The following is a 19,908-nucleotide window of genomic DNA, read 5'->3' as shown; positions in this document are numbered from 1 at the left end:
CGCAAACCTCTTAGTATAGAGGGTTTGCGGGTTCTTTTATCACATGCAAAAATTTTTTATATCATAATAGTCTTGTCACAGACATCTAGGTGTAAATTGTAATTATTCAAAAATCATTAAATCATCTATCTCTCCTAACGCAACATACAAGAATCTCTTAAATTTATCAATCGTAACATTACTTAAAATATCAACAAAATCCTCGTAATCTTTTATTACTTGAAAATTATTAAAGTACACTATATTCAATATCTCTGCTTCGCATTCACTTCGACTTATTGGACCAAAACTATTACTGTGTACATTTATCCTTAACTCTTCTTTTAACTCATAGAAATTCACATTTTCAAGCATAAGATTTATGATTTGTTCCAAATTTAGCGTTATCTTATTTGGAGTCTCGAAAATATCATTGCTGCTCATTAATTCAAATATATAGTAAATTTTAGTAGAATCTTCATTACTAAAGAATATAACTTCAAATTTACAGTTATTTTTGACACCATAAGCTTTATCTAATAATTTGCAAATACTTATCATGTACAATTCATTGAGAATCGTTTGTTCTTTGTTAAAAATCCTAGAGAAAAAAGCGCTAGAAAGTGCAGCTTTTTTATTACTATTACCAAATACTTTTAATATTTGAAGATCTATATTTGAATTAGTTGTTATCCGTTCCAACTCTTTGTCATGGAATTCCTGCTTTTCTTCACTACCTCTTCGCTTTGTTTTTTGAGGCAAGTCACAAAAAACAAATTCATTTTTTTCATGATCAAAAATGAAATATCTTAAATTTTCTGATACATAAGTACTGCTTAAAGTATCAAATAATTGGTCAATGTTCAAACCTTTAACGTCCTCAAGTAGGCCTATGGGACGAGAAAAAATATCATTATTTAAAGAATGAATCATTACATTGATCTTTGTCGCTTCATTGTGTTTTGATAGTATCTCTTCCTCGACCTCTCTAATTGCCATTAACATTAAGTCATAATATTCATTTTTATCATTTAATATCTTCATCACATAATTTTCAAATTCAAGAATAAGGTTTAACCCGACTTGGTAATTCGCATTGCTCCAGCTATACAAGCAATAACAGTAACTTGTTTGTCCTCTCAAATTGCTTTTTCTCTCTGGGAAAAAATCTTTGAGCATCGCCAGTATAACAAAGTGCTCTAGAACGTGAGCTAAACCGTTTTTGCTAATGCCATCTTTTTCTGATCCCGCTTCGCATAAAATAAAAAATGAATACATCCACTACCTTCTTTCTGAACTCTCAATTCATTTTTTCCTTGATGTGATTTTAACTATGCATAATGCTCACTCTAAGAAGTAAAACTCATTTTATTAAACCGTCTTTGCAAAAATAGTAGGAGTAAGAATAAAACTGCAACAGTAATGGAAGGAACGGCAATGATTGTTGAAATACCCCCATAGGATTCAAAACTTGTATAATAGCTGTTGAACTCGGCTATCTGCATGGGTAGAAAGTTACCCATGTAATGTTTCAGAAAGAAAACATCGCTCATCTGAACGGCATAAGATATGGCTATTGTGAACAATAACAGGGCGTAGCCAGTATAAACCTGTGTGACTAATATGCTGATCAATAAGGTTATCCCTGTCATCAAGGAGATTGCCACATAACCAATGACCAGGTTGATCAAAAACTGCTCGAAATAATTGACCTCAACCATTGATAAAAAAAATTGTGGGTTACTTTGTATAGGCAAATCTGCTCCTTGCAGACCATACATGAAGAATATAGGCGTAACGTAAATCGCCACCCCCACCAGATAAAGCAATAAAGAGAGTTGGAAGGCGTTGATAATTCGTATTCTACTCAGCTTACGTTTCCCAAACTTCGTGGAATTCACCAGTCCGTCCACGCCCAGGTTCTCATCCTCATTAAAAATTGGAACCAGTATAATGGAAATTAGAACCAGGACAATGAAAACACACTGACTCATTCCAGAGTTAACGTTCTTCCACCCCTCGCTATAACCCATCCGGATAGGTTCGGAGAGAGAAGTTGCTGCAAAAATCCCATTGCTACTTCCTTCCCCAGAGCTCCCCGCTTCCTTCTTTGCACTTCTGATGATGTCTGCCCTATCCTGATTGAATTGTTCTGCTGAAACATCCCGTATTCCAGTCCAGTCCCAGCCATATACCTGGATAATCATATCCAAGGCTGGCAAATCTGCAACATCTGCTTTATTTCTGTCTTCTGGTAGGCTTAGTTCTCTGTATTTATTCAAGATTTTATTAATCTCAACTTCATCCAACACCTGCGGTTGATAGATATACCGGTATTCCGTCCCATCTGTTACCTCATATCTTGCCTGATTTAAATAACCTGATTTGATGGTGCCTAGATTGTAAAAAGTAAGTATCAGAAACAAAGCCAACAAAAAACCGAATACATTAATATTTAGGATTTTACTTCTGTTCAATTTTGATAAATAGCTCATGATTTCACCTACCTTCCTCTACTGTAAATAATATCTTCTCATCCAGATAGAGATAGCGATTCGAGATAAGAGAATGTACACAATGCCCAGAAACAGGGCGACAAAAACATAGGGAAACACAGTATTACCCACAAAATATAATTTTTCTATGCCTAGAAGATTATTGATAAAATTCTGGGGCATGAAGATCATCACTTTTTCAATCAGCGCCCCCCTCCCCATTTGATAAGTATTGACGAGATAGAAATAAATCAATGAAAGTGCTAATACCATTTTCCCTCTTTTAAAAACCACAGATAAGAACAGGATAAGATGCGTCACGACAAGTGTGGAAAAGTATCCCATTAAAATATAAAGTAACCCCTCTTGAAGCTGATTAATGGAATAAAATGTAGTTGTTCCGATTTGAACCGAAGAGTCCCAGCCGTGCAGCGTATACACTGCAGTAATAAACAACAGTACAATCGCAATATATACAAAATAGGCTATCGTAGAAAACACACAGGCGGAACCAAGCTTATAGCTGAGCAACTTCCCCCTGCTCTCCTTAGTGGATAATATTACTTTGTCAATTCCTTTGCTGCTGTTTTTGGAGAATCCCTCGCATAGAATAAAGGCCAAGAACATAAAGAACAGATAGATTGTATTTAATAGACCTATTTTCAGGTACTCCCAGCCACTATCGTATTTGAATATAAATGGGGTGTGTACTTTTTGCATTTTTTGGGATATGATTTCGATTTGTTTGTCTGTATAAGGAAATAGATTTTGTTCAGTGGATAAATATTCGGTAAAGCTGCCCTTCCAATCCACATAATAATTGGCGAGCTGCTTATCCTTTAAATTCAAGCTGTTATCGAGCGTACGGTATTTTATATATGGAAAGTTCAGTTCCCAGTTCAGCGCGTCGTGAGGGAAGGTCAATCTTTTTCCCAGCTTACGGTCTGTATCCACTGTGCCCTCAATATAAGGTTTGTCTACGCTGTGTTCGTAGTTTTGCTTCATTTTTAATAAGTAATCCAGCGTCATTGTACCCTCAACCGTGCGCTCCCTCAAAATTTTCCAGCCTCCAATACCGCTATGTATGGTTCCCTCATCATCCAAGACATCGATGCTTTTGGCCGTTTGTATCCAGGGAATCAGAATAATTATGAGAAAAAGCAGGCTGATAATCAGCGTACTTTTATTTCGCATTTTTTTCAGTTCTAGAGGAATGAAATTACGCATGGCTTCCACTCCCTAAGTAGATGTAGTAATCTTCCAGCGTGGGTTCGCATTCAATTGCGCCATATTCCATTTTTCCCAAGTAACGTACATTGACAACGTTCTCTTCCTGACGGATCCGTACGACAAGGTGTTCCTTTTTAAAGGAGGCGAGCCGCTCTCTGTCCATCTCCGCGGTGAACACTTTCCCTTTAATCCCCGATAACATCTTTTGCACATTACCTTGCTCTTTAATTTTGCCCTGATTTAGGATGATCACATTGGTGGTGATTGCTTCAATGTCCGAAATAATGTGGGTAGAAAACAAAATGATCTTATCCTGCCCCATTTCGCTTATGATGTTTGAAAAACGGATTCGCTCATTGGGGTCAAGCCCAGCGGTAGGCTCGTCAAAAATTAATATCTTCGGATCGTTAATTATGGCTTGGGCAATGCCCACCCGCCTTTTCATCCCTCCGGAAAAAGTTTTGACCTTTTTATTAGCAACCTTCTCTAGGTTAACAAACTGTAGTACCTCTGGAACTTTGTGCTTCAGTTCCTTTTTTGACAGACCTTTCAGTGCCCCCATATATTCCAGATATTCTGATGCCGTAAATGCGGGATACACCTCGAAATCCTGAGGAATATATCCCACAAGATTCCGGTATTCATCGTTCATATGAAAAATGTCTTTGCCGTTAAAGGTAACCTTGCCACTAGTTTGATGGTCGATTGCCACTAGAATTCTCATCAGGGTGCTCTTCCCTGCCCCATTATCTCCCAAAAGCCCATACACGCCTTCAGGCAATGTAAAATTCAGTTCATCGTTTGCCCGTTTTAATCCAAAAGTTCTTGTTAAATTCTCCGCTTTAATTTCCATCGCTAATCTCCTCTCTCAATTGATATACGTCTCCTTCCAAGAGAACTTTCCATTCCTCTCCCGCAGACTTTCTCCCTAACAGGAGGTTGGTATATTCTCCGTTCAGTTTTTTCACTTCCCAAGCTACCAGATTTTCATTTTCGAATCCTGCTATGATACCTGATTTTTCTCCTGCATATAGAATATTTTGAATTCTCGGATCATCCGTGTTTCCCCTGGTGCCATCGTCCGCTGGTTCGGGAAACCGATCTGCATTTTTCCTCATGTACGCATCAACAGTTTTGTAGATTCCTATTACATCCTCAATAGAAAGATGCGGAACTTCTATTGTCGGTCTAAATGCTGACTCTTTTCTTCCTTGCTCCCGATAAGTTCTTTCATTTTTTTTCCTCACTTCATCAAGACGTTTGTCCAAGGCAATATCCTCAAAAGTCCTTTTATTATTTACCTTTGCATTCTCCGGATGTTTCTCATTGCCCGGATTCTCATTCTTTGTCGTTTCAAACTTCGGATTATTATCTACGGTAATTAACTCCTCCGGGATGGTTTTATCATCCTGTAAGCTTGCATATTCTGAGTAGCTACTTTGATTTTGAAAGTAGAGGCTTCCTCCAATCAAAATGGTTATAGTTAATACAATCATTAAGATTTTTTTCACTAAGACACCTCCGTCTTTAACATGTGATCCTACATTTAAACACTCCGAGTACAATCCGAGAAGAATAATTGCCAAACCTGATATTCTTACTGCATTGGGTTTGCTGTTATATAGCGGACCACATTCCCCTTTCTTCATTTCCATTTTATACCTAATACTGGTATCAGTATAGACTCAACAACTTAAAAATCTAGGTGTGTAGATCTTAAATTTTTCTTAAATAATATAATCCAACAAATTTTAAGATTAAAAAAATATGATGTCACTATTTTTAGATTGATATATTTTAATTTAGCAATTATAATAAGCACAATCTACTATATAAAGGGTGAATGATATGAAAAAACTACCAAGAATCAGTCAAAAAGAACAAGATGTAATGTTTGTTTTTTGGCGAGATGGTGGAAATATGACCGCATCTGCCATCGCAGATAAAGGGGATGGATTGGGTATTAATACTGTTCAAGCAGCGGTTCGGAATTTATTGAAAAAGGAGTATATTGAAATTGCTGACATTGTATATAGTGGTACCGTACTAACAAGAAGCTATAAGCCTGTCATAAGTGCAGAACAATTTGCTGCATACCAATTGCAAATTCTAAAAATAAATGCTAATAACTTTTCAGTATCGAGCTTTATAGAACATTTTAAAGCAAATAATGAGATAGAATGTTTCAAAGAGTTGACATAGTCATTAATGATATGCTGCAAAGTTCCCCCTTTCAACTACTCTCCTGCAATAGCAGGCTCTTTAATGAATCCTTTATAGTTGTCTGCTTGAATGTCATACAGCTCTGCGTATATTTTATTATTGCTCATTAGCAAATTATGATCACCCACAGCGTCTACTTTGCCTTTGTGTATAACAATTATTTGATCAATATTTTTTATATTAGTGAATCTATGAGTAATAATTATATTAATCCTATCTGTTTTTTTGTTCACCATACTTTTAAAGACTTCCCCTTCTGTCTTAGCATCTAGTGCTGCTGTCGGTTCATCAAATACCATAACATCTGCTTCCCGGACGAAACTTCTTGAGATAGCCAGTCTTTGCCATTGTCCTGTCGAAATATCTTCACTATTCTCCCATCCAATTAATAAATTCGTATCAAACTTTCTATTCAATTCATTAATAAAATCATGTGCTTGACCTAAGACTGAAGCTTCTATTATAACTGGCATATTGTTAATATTTTCAACCATGGAAATCCCAATATTTTCTCTTATTGAAAGCGGAAACTTCACAAAATCCTGAAACATTGCACTCATTTTTTCGAAATACGCTTCTTTGTCATACAAAGTTCTATTAATGCCATTGATTAATATCTCGCCTTTTGTTGGTGCATACAACCCTAAAATGAGCTTGATCAACGTAGTTTTACCGCTTCCGTTATATCCGACCACTGCATAATCAAATCCCTTTTTCAATGTCAAATTTATATCTTCTAAAATATAGTGACATGAGCTTGGATATTTAAAATAAACTCCTATAAACTCAATTGAATCCACGACGAAATCCTTTATTAAATCCTCCCTAACCTCCTCGTTTTTTGTTGATTTTAATTTGTTTAACCTTTCAAAACTCAACAAATACAAACAATTTTCATATAGAGTCAAAGTACAGCTTATTAAATTGATCAAAGCATTTTGCAGCTTAGTAGCAGTTTCAATGCTCATTATAATAACACCGATTGACAGTTTACTTATAACACCATTCACAACTATGATTATTTTCAATAAATATGTAAGTAAATGTTGAATAGAATCGCCTAAGGTAGATTTTATAGTCAAAGCTCTTTTTACATTTTTATCTTGCTCAATGATCTGTTCAAAAATATTATTAATAATATTCTGTATAAAAGATATATTGGAAAACAACTTCATTTCTTTGAAATTTTCATATGTAACTATCATTTCCTTCAAAGAACCATAGTATCTGATTTTTTCATACCGTTTATCATATACTTCAAATAACTTTGACATAGATTTTAAATTAATTATTGTACTTGGGACTATTGATAGTATGATGATAATCACTATACTTACCTGGTACGATGCCAATATACTTATTGTCCCAACGAATATAGTTATATTCATGATAATCTCAATAATGTTATTCAAGATGCCTATACTTCTCACTGTGGACTCATCATTTGTTTTTTGGATGTCATTATGTAGCCCCGGATCTTCAAAATCTTGCATTTCCATGCTATTTACAATTTCAATAGTTTTATTTGTTATATACTTATCAACTAATACAGTATAAATTTCCTTTACATAATTTGTAGTTTTATTAAGTATCAATTTTAGTAGTACAATAATGAAATGAAGAAGGAATAGATATATTACGATCATATAATCTTTGTTATTATTTATTAAAAGAGAACCTATTTGATCTATGATATGCTGCCATACAATTAAGTTTATGATATCAGGTAAAGCCATAACAGAACTTAAAACTAAAATTAATATGAAGTATTTTCTTGAAGAAGCGAATAAAACACCTAGAGCAGTTTTCATAATAGCCAAGTAGTTAATAACGTGTCTAAAATTGTTGAGTTTCTTCATCTGATTATCCTCCAGTATTCATTGTGTTCTAAGTACTAAGGACGTGACTACACCCTGAAGAATAATAAGGTTATTTTATTATATTCGACATAGCTCCTAGCCTACCGATGGGTAGCAACTCTAGTTGAACAACCTTAGATTTGAATACAACAATGTCTTCGCCCATTTCTGACGAAGACACTGTTGTATTATGCACTTAGTTTCTTGCCTCGTCGAAGTTCTACGTGTTTTTTACAGAACCGGCGCAAGAGCATGTTTAGTCAAGTGCTAAAATTTTAGTTACTGAATAGTTCGTTAATTGAGAATTACACATACTGCTGGTTTCTAAAACTAGTTTCTTGCTGCGTCTTGGTTAGCCGCTTCATTCACAGAACCGATGCAAGAGCATTGACAACCAGTTCCTGAAACCTTAGTAGCTGCTTGGTTATTTAATTTAGAGTTACATACACATGGTGCACGAAAAGCGATACTCTCATTGTCAATAGCTTGCTGTTGATATGGATTCATAATTTTCAGCATATTCTCACCTCCTTTCATTTATGTATTTATCCAGGTTTAAATGAGAACAATTAAACCGAGAAATCAATTGTTATAAAAGAACATCGTCATTAAAGATTGCTAACTGTTCCGGTGATGTCCTAAGTAAGTTGTGATAATTCTTTAAACTACGTTCTGTTGTACTTCTATAATATTCACACTCTGCAAGGTCAGGTTCCCTGACGCCCGAAGAATCCATTCTATCTACATAACAACTACTACAAAGTTTAGCGGCCCAACAATCAGAGCAAATATTTTCCCAAACTTCGGAAAATTCATAAACGTATTTATTATAAATCTTTTCCTCAATAATCCCTTGATTTATATCTCCTATTGAAGGACTGTTTCCTATTCTTTCACATGCAAGAAAATCGCCATCTGCAGAAACAAATAACCGTCGGGATCCAACAACACAACAACCATTCATTGGCACAAAATTAGTAGCTCTTTTGGTTACGCTTCTTTTATGAATTCTATCAAGTGAATTAAAAATAGTTTGTTCTTTAAGCTCTTCCAAATTGCTTGTAATACTGAGTTGCTTATCCTGCCATTGACGTAACGATTGATCATTATAATCAGAGCTTTTAAGCAATTCTTCCGGCACAGTGCCAGGACCGGCATAGCCTAATTGATATCGAAAATCTTCATGAGTAAAATCTAAATTTGTAAAAAATTCATCTATTTGAGAAACCTTTTCGACGCTATAGGGAGGCATGTACACCGCATTTGCACTTATGTGCATTTTCTTGCCATTTTTTCTGGCTACGCTATTTAATAATTTGAATTTCTTGAAAACGTCATCAAATGAGCCAGTGCCACTCTTATAAACCCGATACATATCATGTATTTCTTTGGGACCATCAATGCTGCAAAGAATAGATAAATTATCAACGGTAGCAAAATATTCAGCCATTTTGGGGGTTAATACAGACAAGTTAGTAGTAAAAGAAAATTGTATAGTCCTGCCCGCTAAAGCAACCTTTGAGTATTCAATAACTTCTTTTAATAGCTCGAATTCAAGTAACGGCTCTCCGCCATAAAAAGTAATAGAAACCTCCTGCTGATCCCCATAAAGTTTCATGTAATCAATAGATTTAAGCGCCGTATCAGATGACATTCTTTTTGAAGTAAAAGCCCGATTATGAGGATACCCATCATGGTAAATGCAATAGCGGCAACGCATGTTGCATTTACCAGTTAATTCTAAAATGAGTTGTGTTGTACCTGTATTCATTTCTTTTTTTATATACTCTAGGGATATGTCATTATATAAGTGTTTAATTTTGAACCCTTTGAATAAGTCCTCCTCATTAATTGAAGTCATTAATTCGTCTACATTAACGTTGTGAGCATAAATATATTGATTTAATTCATCTAAACTTTTAGTAGAGGAAATTAACAATTCAAATAACTGAGCTATATCATTGTCAAGCATCACAACCTTACTTGTACCACTATCGTAGAAGTAATAAAAGTTATGTTCTGAAAATATCTTCCCCATAGAAAGTGCTGTTTGTGCTGGTTTCTCTTTTTTGTATTCTTGGATGTAATTAAAAAGCTCTGAAAAGTTCTCGAAGTTATCTTTATATGTATCCATCCCATTCCCTCCTACCATTAAAATACAACTATTGAATATTATTATAATGACAAATTAAAAAAATATCAACAAATTATTTTTTTGACATATAATAATTTTCTTTCTTAACTCATTTGGCTTGTAAAGTTTAGTAGGCGAATACTTTGCTTGATATGACAAAAACTGAGCCCCATACTTTAATAGACAAATTCGCATAGGAACTTGCAACAGTCTAAACCAAAAAAGAGCAGCATAAGCGCTGCTCTTTTTTGCTAAACTGGGATCGAATTCTTAATCTCTAGAGTCATACTATTTACTTTTGTTGTGTGTGCTACCACGATATAAATGTTTCTTCATACTACCCTTCAACCTTCTTAAGAAGAAGCTTCATTGCTCTGCGCCTGGCTCTGGTCAAATAGGATCTAATATTAACCGCTTGGACATTCATAGAAGCAGCAAGCTCGTGATCACTCCATTCAAGAATATACTTGTTATACAATAACGTCTGATCCCGTTCTGATAACTCACTGAGTACCTTGGCAATCTCTCTATAATCCTCCTTGAGGCTATACATCTCCTCAATGCTGGGTTGCTTGTCTGCAATTTGTTCTAAACTTTCAACGGTTATTCCCGCATAGATATGATTCAGATACCCCTTTCGCTGCTTCGCATGATTAATAGTAGTATTATGTACTGTATGAACCAGATAGGAAACTTGTTTATACGGTTCCAGGGAACGCAATAATGTAGCTTTACTGATTAATCGGACGAAGGACTCCTGTATCATATCATCGACAACATGATAGTTCCGCAAGATCTCATAAGCCTTCTTTTTCATTATAGAATAATACTTATCATATAGTTCAGTTAGAAATACAACATCCTCATTAACTTCAAAAGTCGATAGGATAGTGAAGAACATGAATAATTCCGCCTCCCTTTCACTTACATTATAATACATAATTATAATTTAACTCCTTATTTTGTAAGTGACATATGTTTCACTGGATGCTACTAATACAGCATCAGCTTTAAAATAGTTAAAATATGGTGAATGTGAAGATGAGAGTCCGATGAAACCGGCAAGCAGCTGAGAGAAGACTCCGAATACGTAAGCCATAGAACTTGTAGTATCTTTATTTTCACGTAACCGCTTGCGGGACATTGCTGAAGTGGAAACTAGACTTACTATAAAATGCTAAAACTCGCAAAAATCCTTGTAAATTCAAGGTTCTTGCGAGTTTTTTTGTATCCACTAATTCTATCTTAATATGTACTCATTTATTACATTCCGTGTTATTTTGTCATAATTTGAATCCGATGATTGGTTCACTGTTGATCCCGTCAAATGTTAATGCAGCTACTGAATCTGAGAATACATCGGCTAAGATCGTGACCGCCGCGTCCTTTACTCAAATAGATTCGGGCTACAGTTCTTATCGTACATTGGCCCCTGGAGCAACAGAGTCATTCAAAATCACTAATAGCAGTCCTTACGCCCGGGGATTTCAACTAACTGTTAACAGCCCAGGAGCCAATCATTATCCATCGTACATTAACTTTACTGGTTCAGGAAGATTCCCCCTATGTCGCAGCAATTCGGACTCTATGTATGTGACATTATAATTCAGCCGGTTCAACTTGTAACATTGAGATAACCGGCGCCACATATCAGACTGGCCCCAGTAATTATGTAATTACTGTTTATTAAATTATTGCCCTTCCTTCTCAGCAACCGTTAGTTACAGAAGTCTCAAAAAACACCGCCAGACTTTAGACCTTTTCGGCTAAAGCTGGCGGTGTTTTTTTACTACCTCGTGATTGGACTTGCTTTTTTACCCATCCTATAAATTCCAATCCAGGCTAACAATAATACAATTTGAGCCAGAACGACCAGCCACAAGACTTCCGTGAAACCTCCTATGAGGCAAAATATAGTATTAACCAGCGGGAATCCTACGAAAGTAAACATGATCGGAAAATCTTTTTTGGGCGTGATTGAATAATTAGCCTTCCGGTCCCAGAACTTTATGAAGGTTAATGCTAAAACTCCGATGGTAATGACAGAAAGTGCAATCAACATCACCCATTGCATATTAGAGGTTCTTTCGAAGAACGGCCCCATATAGTTAAAGAAGTTAGATAAAGGTGAGAACATACAAGCCAATGACGCAATGGCCGCCAGAAACGGATAGATGTAACCCACGGATTTACTGTAGCCTTTCTTTTTATGCCACCATTCCCCAATTAGAATAAAGACTGTCCAATACCCCGCTATATAAATCCATCCTGTAAAATTCATCACCGGTTCCCCATAGATTTGAGGTTCACCGGCCAGCGGATAATACGTCCATCTTGCAATGGTTCCATCCATGGTCTCAAAAATCTGTTTAACAGCCACCGGGTCGAGTGAAAAGTCAAACACCATAGCGCTTAATCCCGTAATAAAGGGCTTCGTCCAGGACGGTATATTAACAGACTTTAGAACACGCAAGGTGGAATAAATGATCAGGAACTCAATAATAGGTACCGTAATCGGTATATTAAATAACATTAACATACTCCGGCCATAAGCGTAGAAGCCTTCCCCAAGCGATGAAGCCGTAATTTCAAAAACGGCGGCGTAAAAAAACACAAAACCTATAAATTGCAATAGAACCGTTTTGGGATGCGTTTCCTTATCAAGGATATAAAAAAACATTAGAATAGCAGCAATTAAGACGGTAATATCTTGAATTATCCATACAGGTACGACAGTTAGTTCACCCATATTGTTCCTCCAATTAATTTAATTTGAATCGAACGTTCAAATAAATTATAATATCACCGTGTTAGTAAAACAACAGACTGTTCGTTTGGATTATGTTAGTTATCATACAAATCATATTAGATTTGTTCATTTACTATTTTATTATTTTAAATTGGGAGGATACGATGTCAGACAAAAAAACAGATCACAGAGTGAGATATACAAAAATGGTGATCAAAGAAAGCTTGTTGAAGCTGTTGACAGAACGCTCTATCAACAAAGTTACCGTGACCGACATTTGCTGCGAAGCAGGGATTAACCGCAACACCTTTTATTCACACTATGCGAATCAGTTTGAGCTTCTTTCAACGATTGAAAATGAGCTTTACGAAGACATTAAGCAGGTCGGGATGAGTTCGTCCAACCCTCAGAAGCTATCTTATGAATTATGTAAGTATATAAAAGCGAATAAAACGATATGTGAGGTTCTATTCTCCGAGCATGGCGATAAAGAATTATTAGAAAGAATCCTGTATATCAGTCACGATCTAACCATTGAGCGCTGGAAGCAGGAATTAAAATATTTTGATCCCCAATTATTTGAGTCCTGGTATACGTTCACCGCTCATGGCAGCATAGCCATTATTAAAAAGTGGGTGAGCAGTGGTCTCAAGGAAAACCCGAGTAAGGTTGCGGCTTTTATTGATAAAGCGACTGAGGCCGTATCAAAAGCATTTTATGCCGAAAATTCATAATCTATTAAAATAAGCGGCCGCTCATTGTTGAGGGCCGCTATTCTACACTCTTACTGCTTTATCCCTTAATAGCTCCCACCAGGGCGCCTTTTACAAAATACTTCTGCAGAAAGGGATAGATGACCAGAACAGGTACCGTAGAGATCACGATGGTTGCATATTTGATCGTTTCGCCAATTTTCGCGGCCTCTCCTACGCCCGCCCCGTACGAAATATTATCCGTGGCGTTATTGAGGAGAATCTCGCGCAGGACGAGCTGCAGCGGATACAGCGTACGCTCCTGAATGAACACGGAAGGAATAAACCACATATTCCATTTGTCTGCTGCCGTATACAGTACAATAACGCTAATGACCGGCAAGGACAAAGGCAGCACGATGTTGAGCAGCAGCGTCAGATGGTTAGCGCCGTCGATCTGGGCCGACTCCTCAAGCTCGGCGGGAAGCGACAGAAAGGCGGTGCGCAGAATAATCAGATGGAACGTATTGATTGCAAACGGAAGGAGCAGCGCCCCCAGAGTATTCATAAGCCCCATCCCTTTTACCACAAGATAGAACGGAATCAGGCCTGCGTTAAAGAACATCGTCACTACAACGAATTGCATGAACAGCTTATTCCACAGCACCAGACGCCGCGAAAGCACATAGGCCGCCACAATCGTCATGGTTAAATTAAGAACGATACCGCCGGCAACAAGCTTGATTGTATTCCCGTACCCCGTCCAAATCGCCGGATTGGCAAGCGCTCGCTCATAGGCCAGTATACTGAATCCGGCCGGCTTCCACAGCAGGCTGCCGCTTGCCATAAGCCTATCCCCTTCGCTAAAGGAAGCAAACAGGACATACATTAGCGGATACAGGGTAACAACCACAAGAACCGTCAACAGAGCATATACGATAATACCAAGAATCCGGTCCGACAATTGCATAGATTTGGCCTCCTACCATAAGCTGTTTTGATTTATTTTGCGGCTGAGCGCGTTGGCGGACAGCAGAAGCAGGAGATTAATCGCGGAATTGAACAACCCAATGGCGGAGCTAAAGCTCCAGTCGTTGTCAAGCAGCCCCTTACGGTATACAAATGTGGAAACGACGTCAGCCGTCCCGTAAATGACGGGATTGTAGAGTAACAGGATTTTCTCATAACCCACCTCCAGCAAACGGCCCATCCGCAATATACCCATGACCATAATCGTCGGCAACAGCCCGGGCAGCGTTATGCTTATCATCTGACGGAGCCGACTGGCACCGTCTATTCGTGCCGCCTCGTACTGCTCCCTTGGAATTGTGGTGAGCGCAGCCGCATAAATGATCGACTCCCAGCCCATCCGCTGCCAGATTTCGGACAGTACATAGATGCCCCGGAACAGCCCCGGCTGCTGCAGCATATCCTGGCCATCCCCGCCGGTCAGCCACGTATAGGCCAGATTCACAATGCCGCCGCTATGGGTCAAGTCCTTGATCAGGCTGCTGACAACGATCAGCGAGATGAAGTAAGGCATGAACGATACCGTCTGCACAAAAGACTTGATATAACGGGAACGAACCTCATGGATCAGCAGCGCGAGGACGATAGGAGCCGTAAACTCAAACAGCAGTGAGTATAGGCTCAGCAGCACTGTATTCCCGAGCAAGCGCCAGAAATAGTAGCTGTTGAAGAAGGAGCGGAAGTGCTCCAGTCCTATCCACTCGCTTCCCCAAATCCCTTTCATAGGCGTATAATTCTGAAAAGCAATAACTGCTCCGTACATGGGCAGGTATTGAAACAACACATAATAGATGACAACCGGAAGCGCTAATACATACAGCCATTTATTGCGTTTGAAATCCCTGGCGATACTGCGTCTGTTCATCGGCTAAGGAAGCGCTCATAAGCAGCTTGCTGAATTTCGAGCGCGCGGCCGATGCCCAGTTGCTCAAGCTGGTCCGCAAACCTGCGGTAAGCGTCATCCGCAGACACTGTGCCCAGAATAATCTTAAGCGTTGTCTCGTCGACAAGTGTATTAATATCGGCCATAATACGCGCATATTCGCCTGATTCCTCCGCCGTAATCGAGACGGGAGGCAGAACATGCTTCAGATTGTCCGTTTTCCAGCGGTCATAATTATGATCCTCGTTCGTCAGGGCCAATTTGCCGATCAGCTCTTTGGATTCGACATAGGGGCCTGGATTCACAGTATGGGTATACAGAGTCAACGCTTCAAGATAGGACAGGTTGTCCGGATTTTGTGTAATCAGACCAGTTACCTCCGGCTTGCCGTCTTTCATGATATAGGACTGCCCCTCCGTCCCATAGTTGAACAATAGATAGCCCTCTTCTCCATAAGCATAATCAAGCACCTGAACGGCGAGCTCGGGATGCTTGCTGGTGGCGGACACGGCAGCGGATGCTTCAGCCCCGTATAACCAGGCTTCCTGTCCGAACTTTGGAGTCTCGCCCTTATTCAGTACGGGATACGGCGCAAACACGAAGACTGCCTGCGGATTCCCGGCGGCAAGCGCCGTCTCCCATTTATCTATATTGGCACCTGAAGAGAAGGTCGCTCCGGAAGCTCCGGTCATGATATTGGCATCCTGCGTTTTGCGGTCGTTCTGGGAGAAGCTCTGGTCCAGCAGCCCTTCCTTGTACCAGGCGTTCATCGTCTCCAGAAACTGCCTGTACCCAGGCTGCAACGGGCCATACTTCACCTTCCCGTCTTCAACGTAGAAGTCACGAATGACCCCGAACGCTCCGATGAATGCCCCGTCCAGGAAACCCTGCAGCGCACTAGATTGACTATTGAAAGTCAGCGGGGCCCGCGCTCCCTTTTGTTCCTTGAACGCCGTAAGTACTTTGTGCCACTCCTCAATAGTCGCCGGAACGTCCAAATTCAATTCCTGCAGCCAATCCTTTCGCAGCACCGGACCCGCCCATTGCGTGGTCATCCCTCCCTCTTTGAGAAACGGGAAAGCATAATAGTCTCCGTTATCCGTTTTGACCAGCTTGTCGATGTCGGGGTGCTCCTGCAAATACTTTTTCAGGTTCGGCGCGTACTGATCAATCAGATCGTTTAACCGCAGAATGTAGCCATCCTTAATCGCCTTTTCCGGTCCCCCCGGTAAGCCGGTCAGCCAGTTGTATTCGATAATGTCGGTCAGCTCCCCCGAAGACAGCATAACGCTGAACGCTTCCTTCGCCTGAGCCGAGGAGATTTCCGAGAACCGGACCGGTACGCCAATCCGCTTCTGCCATTCCTGATAAAAGGGGATATCCTTGATGCTTGGTTTAAGAGTCGTCTGAGTTAGCAGCCAATAGGTTAGTTCAGTATCCGTCTGAATCGGATAATCCGGGCCTGAGCCGTTGCCCGACTGCACCGCTTCCGGTGCTTCGCCCCGTCCTGAGCACGCTGTGATTAGGAACAGCAGAGCCATCACAAACGGCAGCACGAATGTTTTTTTCATTGTCAGCATATCTTGAAGGTTCACTCCTTATGAGCTGCGGTTGTCACTCTTGTAAACAGAGGGCCCGCTTTGCTATAATCCATAGTAAATATAGATAATTACTCGACATTCCTGCAAAAAAAAGAGGAGGCTCAACAATGATCAGGTACCGCAATCACGATTTCATGTGCACCTCCGAAATTGCCCTGGGGTTGATCAGCGGCAAATGGAAGCCCTTGATTCTAGGCCATTTATCGCAACAAACCTACCGGTTCAATGAACTGCTGCGCTTGATGCCCGGAGCCACGCAAAAAATGCTGACGATACAGCTAAGAGACCTGGAAACCGCCGGTTTAATCGTCCGCAAAGTGTATGTCGTCGTTCCGCCGAAGGTGGAATACTCCCTTACCGATACGGGTAAAAGACTTATGTCCATCTTAGTCCAGCTCTGCGACTTTGGCGCCGATTATATACAGGCATTTCCGGAGGAGGACCAGACGGCTGCGGAGCATCGCGCTTAACCTCCTCTGCTGCTGAACTCCTTCCGGTAAACTTAGGAAATGCCGCGGTGGAGCAGGAATTTAGCACCGAATTGTTTGCCTGCCCGAAGCGCCCCTGCGTATTCATCCGCCCCACCTCCGCCGATCACGACGACGTTCTGCGGGAACAGCTTACCGAGCAGTCCCAGGAGGAGAGGCGTGTTTCCTTTAGCCGAAACATAGTATATGCTGTCCCGGGAGCTGTCCGCCAGACCAGGTAGCCCTAATAGATCAGCCGCTTCGTACTCAAGCCAACCGGAACGTCCTTCACTCCCAGAGGTGGGACTGGAGGATTCTGATTCTGTGGAAATAACAGCCTCGGGACGGTACATATAGCGCTGTCCCCGCAGAGCCTGTCCGAGATCCACACCATACTCCCTTCCCTCAGAATCAGTCAACCGCAGCACAAGCGAAGCGCGTCCCGGCTCAAGCATCCGGGGTACGATATCGGCATCACTTCTAAAATGCAGACTTGCCGCATTGGTCTTGTCCCCGTTTGACTTGCCGGGCGCACAAGAATCAATCCAGCTGCGGGGCGCCGCCCCGTAATCAGCCTGCTCATAATCGAAAGCGATTGCTTCCGTATTCCCGGCTTCCGAACCTGGCAGGATTTGTGCAGGGTGCCAGCGGAGCAGGCACGGGGCTGCGGTTACCGGCGACTTCCCGACCGCTGCGGGCAGCACAGTCCCGAGCCGGTATTGGAATCCGTAACCAACCGTGACAAGCTCCGGGCACAACACCTTCTGGGTAAAGCGTACGATTTCCTTGTGTCCAATCCGTTTGACAATCAGCTCGGTGAAGAAGCTGTCCCGCGCTGGTTCAAGGTTACGCAATCCAATGACCTCGCGATCCTCTCCAATCTCCAAGGGAACCTCCTCCCAATTTTCATATGGAATCAATATATCCCTGAGCAACACAAGCTGATGCAAATACTCGTTGAACAACTGCATGACTTCCGGGCTGCCGGCCGGTCCCATCAAAATACTTACCGCCTCCAGCGTCCATAAATGCTGATCGCACCGGCTCCGATGAACGAGCCGGAGCAAGGCATCATATCCATACCTTTGCCTTCCCGTCTGCTCAGTATAAATTTCCCGCGCCCAGCCTGATAGAGCTGTTCCGATTTGCTCTGCCTGGGCGAGGAACAGGCTCTTTCGCTCCTCGCCCGCCGCAAGCGAAGCGAACGGCAGCACTGCTTCTCTCCCGGAGACCGCCAGGCTTGCTTGAAGATTCTTTAACAGCGGCCCAGCAGAAGCAGCTCCCAGCCGGGCACACACCGCTTCGAGCAGAATTCCGGCTTCACGGACAATCTCCTTGGCCCGGTACACACCAGCAGGAATATCCCACTTTGCCAGCTCCCGGACAGTTTTAGAATTCCACGATAGCGCTTCTGGTGTAGGGTCCAACTGCGTTCCAAAGCGCAGAGTTCCTCCCTCCATTCGGATCCGATAATCCACTTGCGACCTCCCCCAATCATTATGTTTGACTCAGTATAGAATCATTCCTCCAGCTTGAAAAGTACGCACTTTAAAGTATGTTAATTTCATTTCCGTAAGTCAGTTTCAATAAGGAAACTGTCCTTCCTTTTCATTCTGATTGATCTAATTGATCCTTTGCCTTTTGTAAAAGTGCAGTCTCTTGAGCGGAAAGCTCATTTAGAGTCGTAAAAAAAGGTTCTATAGGTATCATCACACCACAGGTTGAACCTAATCCCAGCATCAATCTGAGGTAAAATTGAACCTTTCTTTTCTCACTGGCAATTTGCTCTAATTCTGAGAGACCCGGTTTTTTTTCTTCATCACCTGATGCTTCCTTCCGTCTCGAATTAAATATCTTCATTTCCGTTAAACTTCCCCTCGGAGTATTCTTCGGCGCGCGCCAACAAATCACTCATGAACTTCCCAATCGTCTGTAATTCAGCCTCTGAATAAGCTTCAATAAACTGATAAAAACCCTCTTCTTTCTCTTGATGCATCTTTTGGTGCAGTTGATACACCTGTCTTCCCTTATCCGTTAGACTGAAATAACTTTCCTTTCGGTTGTTGTTCATTTGACTTCTCACAATGAAACCCATCTCCAATAACTTTGAACTAATATTTGTAATGCTTGCTTTGGACAAATTCATTTTTTGGGTTATTCCGGTATGATTAATCGGCTCATGATCACCAATGCAATCAATAACGTGCACACTGGTAATATTATTGGAGAGCATATCGATTTGAAGCTTTTGTGCTTGCTCCCGAAACACGTTAATTTCATGTTCTGTATATAATTCGTTCAAATGCAGCATTCTGATATATTGCTCATAAAGGTGGCCTTTAGAATGATTTTGAAATTCCACTTGCCGGGTCTCTCCTCTCTTGTGTTTGATTCAGCCCATGGTTAAAGGCAGCCATCCATTGCTTTTATTTTTGTTCACAACTGAACAAAATCATATTAGCACGACTGAGATTGAGAATCAATATCATTTTCATCTTTTCAAGCCGAATTGAATCTGCTATAATTCAACCAAAGTACCAAACATCCTACGTTTGCAAAGGAATGAT

At 40.6% G+C, this 19,908-nt stretch carries 19 protein-coding genes; 3 read left to right on the top strand and 16 right to left on the bottom strand.

The window, feature by feature from the left end:
• Nucleotides 1–102: 102 nt before the first annotated feature.
• The 5 genes from MKX63_RS09425 to MKX63_RS09405 form a co-directional block, all read right to left on the bottom strand.
• Nucleotides 103–1,257, bottom strand: a complete 1,155-nt coding sequence (locus MKX63_RS09425) for a hypothetical protein (protein ID WP_341016696.1) — start codon at nt 1,255–1,257, stop codon at nt 103–105.
• A 71-nt stretch (nt 1,258–1,328) separates the two neighbouring features.
• Nucleotides 1,329–2,474, bottom strand: a complete 1,146-nt coding sequence (locus tag MKX63_RS09420) for a hypothetical protein (protein ID WP_341016695.1) — start codon at nt 2,472–2,474, stop codon at nt 1,329–1,331.
• Nucleotides 2,475–2,492: 18 nt separating this feature from the next.
• Complete coding sequence (locus MKX63_RS09415; protein ID WP_341016694.1) at nt 2,493–3,701, bottom strand: hypothetical protein; 1,209 nt, start codon at nt 3,699–3,701, stop codon at nt 2,493–2,495.
• A complete protein-coding gene (locus MKX63_RS09410) occupies nt 3,694–4,557 on the bottom strand; it encodes an ABC transporter ATP-binding protein (protein WP_341016693.1) in 864 nt (287 codons plus the stop codon). Before MKX63_RS09410 ends, MKX63_RS09415 begins: the two co-directional genes overlap by 8 nt.
• A complete protein-coding gene (locus MKX63_RS09405) occupies nt 4,547–5,215 on the bottom strand; it encodes a hypothetical protein (RefSeq protein ID WP_341016692.1) in 669 nt (222 codons plus the stop codon). The genes MKX63_RS09410 and MKX63_RS09405 overlap by 11 nt, the downstream gene beginning before the upstream one ends.
• 337 nt (nt 5,216–5,552) lie before the next feature.
• Between MKX63_RS09405 and MKX63_RS09400 the strand changes: the two genes are divergently transcribed.
• Nucleotides 5,553–5,906, top strand: coding sequence for a BlaI/MecI/CopY family transcriptional regulator (locus tag MKX63_RS09400; protein ID WP_341016691.1), 354 nt, complete (start codon nt 5,553–5,555; stop codon nt 5,904–5,906).
• Nucleotides 5,907–5,941: 35 nt separating this feature from the next.
• On the opposite strand, the gene MKX63_RS09395 is transcribed toward MKX63_RS09400, so the two are convergent.
• The 5 genes from MKX63_RS09395 to MKX63_RS09375 form a co-directional block, all read right to left on the bottom strand.
• Nucleotides 5,942–7,786 (bottom strand): ABC transporter ATP-binding protein, encoded by a 1,845-nt coding sequence (locus MKX63_RS09395; RefSeq protein WP_341016690.1) that lies wholly within the window; start codon nt 7,784–7,786, stop codon nt 5,942–5,944.
• 330 nt (nt 7,787–8,116) lie between these two features.
• Nucleotides 8,117–8,305 (bottom strand): hypothetical protein, encoded by a 189-nt coding sequence (locus MKX63_RS09390; protein ID WP_341016688.1) that lies wholly within the window; start codon nt 8,303–8,305, stop codon nt 8,117–8,119.
• A 70-nt stretch (nt 8,306–8,375) separates the two neighbouring features.
• Nucleotides 8,376–9,920: a radical SAM/SPASM domain-containing protein gene (locus tag MKX63_RS09385; RefSeq protein WP_341016687.1), complete on the bottom strand. Its 1,545-nt coding sequence runs from the start codon at nt 9,918–9,920 to the stop codon at nt 8,376–8,378.
• 337 nt (nt 9,921–10,257) lie between these two features.
• Nucleotides 10,258–10,821 (bottom strand): RNA polymerase sigma factor, encoded by a 564-nt coding sequence (locus tag MKX63_RS09380; RefSeq protein WP_341016686.1) that lies wholly within the window; start codon nt 10,819–10,821, stop codon nt 10,258–10,260.
• 888 nt (nt 10,822–11,709) lie between these two features.
• The gene (locus tag MKX63_RS09375) at nt 11,710–12,669 is read right to left on the bottom strand and encodes a carotenoid biosynthesis protein (protein WP_341016685.1); all 960 of its coding nucleotides are present in this window, start codon (nt 12,667–12,669) and stop codon (nt 11,710–11,712) included.
• 164 nt (nt 12,670–12,833) lie between these two features.
• On the opposite strand from MKX63_RS09375, the gene MKX63_RS09370 reads away from it, so the two are divergent.
• Complete coding sequence (locus tag MKX63_RS09370; RefSeq protein WP_341016684.1) at nt 12,834–13,403, top strand: TetR/AcrR family transcriptional regulator; 570 nt, start codon at nt 12,834–12,836, stop codon at nt 13,401–13,403.
• 58 nt (nt 13,404–13,461) lie between these two features.
• On the opposite strand, the gene MKX63_RS09365 is transcribed toward MKX63_RS09370, so the two are convergent.
• Genes MKX63_RS09365 through MKX63_RS09355 form a run of 3 tightly spaced genes read right to left on the bottom strand, consistent with a single transcriptional unit; the run spans nt 13,462 to nt 16,844 of the window.
• Nucleotides 13,462–14,331 (bottom strand): carbohydrate ABC transporter permease, encoded by an 870-nt coding sequence (locus MKX63_RS09365; protein ID WP_341016682.1) that lies wholly within the window; start codon nt 14,329–14,331, stop codon nt 13,462–13,464.
• Nucleotides 14,332–14,343: 12 nt separating this feature from the next.
• Complete coding sequence (locus tag MKX63_RS09360; protein WP_341016681.1) at nt 14,344–15,255, bottom strand: ABC transporter permease; 912 nt, start codon at nt 15,253–15,255, stop codon at nt 14,344–14,346.
• Complete coding sequence (locus MKX63_RS09355; RefSeq protein ID WP_341016679.1) at nt 15,252–16,844, bottom strand: extracellular solute-binding protein; 1,593 nt, start codon at nt 16,842–16,844, stop codon at nt 15,252–15,254. Before MKX63_RS09355 ends, MKX63_RS09360 begins: the two co-directional genes overlap by 4 nt.
• Before the next feature lie 137 nt (nt 16,845–16,981).
• Here MKX63_RS09355 and MKX63_RS09350 point away from each other — a divergent pair, with 137 nt between their 5' ends.
• Nucleotides 16,982–17,344: a winged helix-turn-helix transcriptional regulator gene (locus MKX63_RS09350; RefSeq protein ID WP_341016677.1), complete on the top strand. Its 363-nt coding sequence runs from the start codon at nt 16,982–16,984 to the stop codon at nt 17,342–17,344.
• A gap of 32 nt (nt 17,345–17,376) precedes the next feature.
• Here the strand turns inward: MKX63_RS09350 and MKX63_RS09345 are convergent, their stop codons facing one another.
• The 3 genes from MKX63_RS09345 to MKX63_RS09335 form a co-directional block, all read right to left on the bottom strand.
• Nucleotides 17,377–18,819, bottom strand: coding sequence for a hypothetical protein (locus MKX63_RS09345; protein WP_341016676.1), 1,443 nt, complete (start codon nt 18,817–18,819; stop codon nt 17,377–17,379).
• 130 nt (nt 18,820–18,949) lie between these two features.
• Nucleotides 18,950–19,201: a hypothetical protein gene (locus MKX63_RS09340; RefSeq protein WP_341016675.1), complete on the bottom strand. Its 252-nt coding sequence runs from the start codon at nt 19,199–19,201 to the stop codon at nt 18,950–18,952.
• Nucleotides 19,188–19,703 (bottom strand): MarR family transcriptional regulator, encoded by a 516-nt coding sequence (locus MKX63_RS09335; protein ID WP_341016673.1) that lies wholly within the window; start codon nt 19,701–19,703, stop codon nt 19,188–19,190. Before MKX63_RS09335 ends, MKX63_RS09340 begins: the two co-directional genes overlap by 14 nt.
• Nucleotides 19,704–19,908 lie beyond the last annotated feature (205 nt).

Origin of the sequence: Paenibacillus sp. FSL R7-0179 (genome assembly GCF_038002265.1) — a bacterium.
Classification (GTDB): Bacteria; Bacillota; Bacilli; order Paenibacillales; family Paenibacillaceae; genus Paenibacillus_AQ.
The sequence above is the reverse complement of the archived record's forward strand: the minus strand, read 5'-3'. Positions and strand labels throughout refer to the sequence as shown.

Bases quoted from the DNA above. Each gene is read 5' to 3' on its own strand.
- MKX63_RS09355 (WP_341016679.1), bottom strand. From the start codon at position 16,844: ATGAAAAAAACATTCGTGCTGCCGTTTGTGATGGCTCTGCTGTTCCTA.
- MKX63_RS09415 (WP_341016694.1), bottom strand. From the start codon at position 3,701: ATGCGTAATTTCATTCCTCTAGAACTGAAAAAAATGCGAAATAAAAGT.
- MKX63_RS09400 (WP_341016691.1), top strand. From the start codon at position 5,553: ATGAAAAAACTACCAAGAATCAGTCAAAAAGAACAAGATGTAATGTTT.
- MKX63_RS09385 (WP_341016687.1), bottom strand. From the start codon at position 9,920: ATGGATACATATAAAGATAACTTCGAGAACTTTTCAGAGCTTTTTAAT.
- MKX63_RS09340 (WP_341016675.1), bottom strand. From the start codon at position 19,201: ATGAAGATATTTAATTCGAGACGGAAGGAAGCATCAGGTGATGAAGAA.
- MKX63_RS09365 (WP_341016682.1), bottom strand. From the start codon at position 14,331: ATGCAATTGTCGGACCGGATTCTTGGTATTATCGTATATGCTCTGTTG.
- MKX63_RS09420 (WP_341016695.1), bottom strand. From the start codon at position 2,474: ATGAGCTATTTATCAAAATTGAACAGAAGTAAAATCCTAAATATTAAT.
- MKX63_RS09410 (WP_341016693.1), bottom strand. From the start codon at position 4,557: ATGGAAATTAAAGCGGAGAATTTAACAAGAACTTTTGGATTAAAACGG.
- MKX63_RS09425 (WP_341016696.1), bottom strand. From the start codon at position 1,257: ATGTATTCATTTTTTATTTTATGCGAAGCGGGATCAGAAAAAGATGGC.
- MKX63_RS09390 (WP_341016688.1), bottom strand. From the start codon at position 8,305: ATGCTGAAAATTATGAATCCATATCAACAGCAAGCTATTGACAATGAG.
- MKX63_RS09370 (WP_341016684.1), top strand. From the start codon at position 12,834: ATGTCAGACAAAAAAACAGATCACAGAGTGAGATATACAAAAATGGTG.
- MKX63_RS09380 (WP_341016686.1), bottom strand. From the start codon at position 10,821: ATGTTCTTCACTATCCTATCGACTTTTGAAGTTAATGAGGATGTTGTA.
- MKX63_RS09360 (WP_341016681.1), bottom strand. From the start codon at position 15,255: ATGAACAGACGCAGTATCGCCAGGGATTTCAAACGCAATAAATGGCTG.
- MKX63_RS09350 (WP_341016677.1), top strand. From the start codon at position 16,982: ATGATCAGGTACCGCAATCACGATTTCATGTGCACCTCCGAAATTGCC.
- MKX63_RS09395 (WP_341016690.1), bottom strand. From the start codon at position 7,786: ATGAAGAAACTCAACAATTTTAGACACGTTATTAACTACTTGGCTATT.
- MKX63_RS09375 (WP_341016685.1), bottom strand. From the start codon at position 12,669: ATGGGTGAACTAACTGTCGTACCTGTATGGATAATTCAAGATATTACC.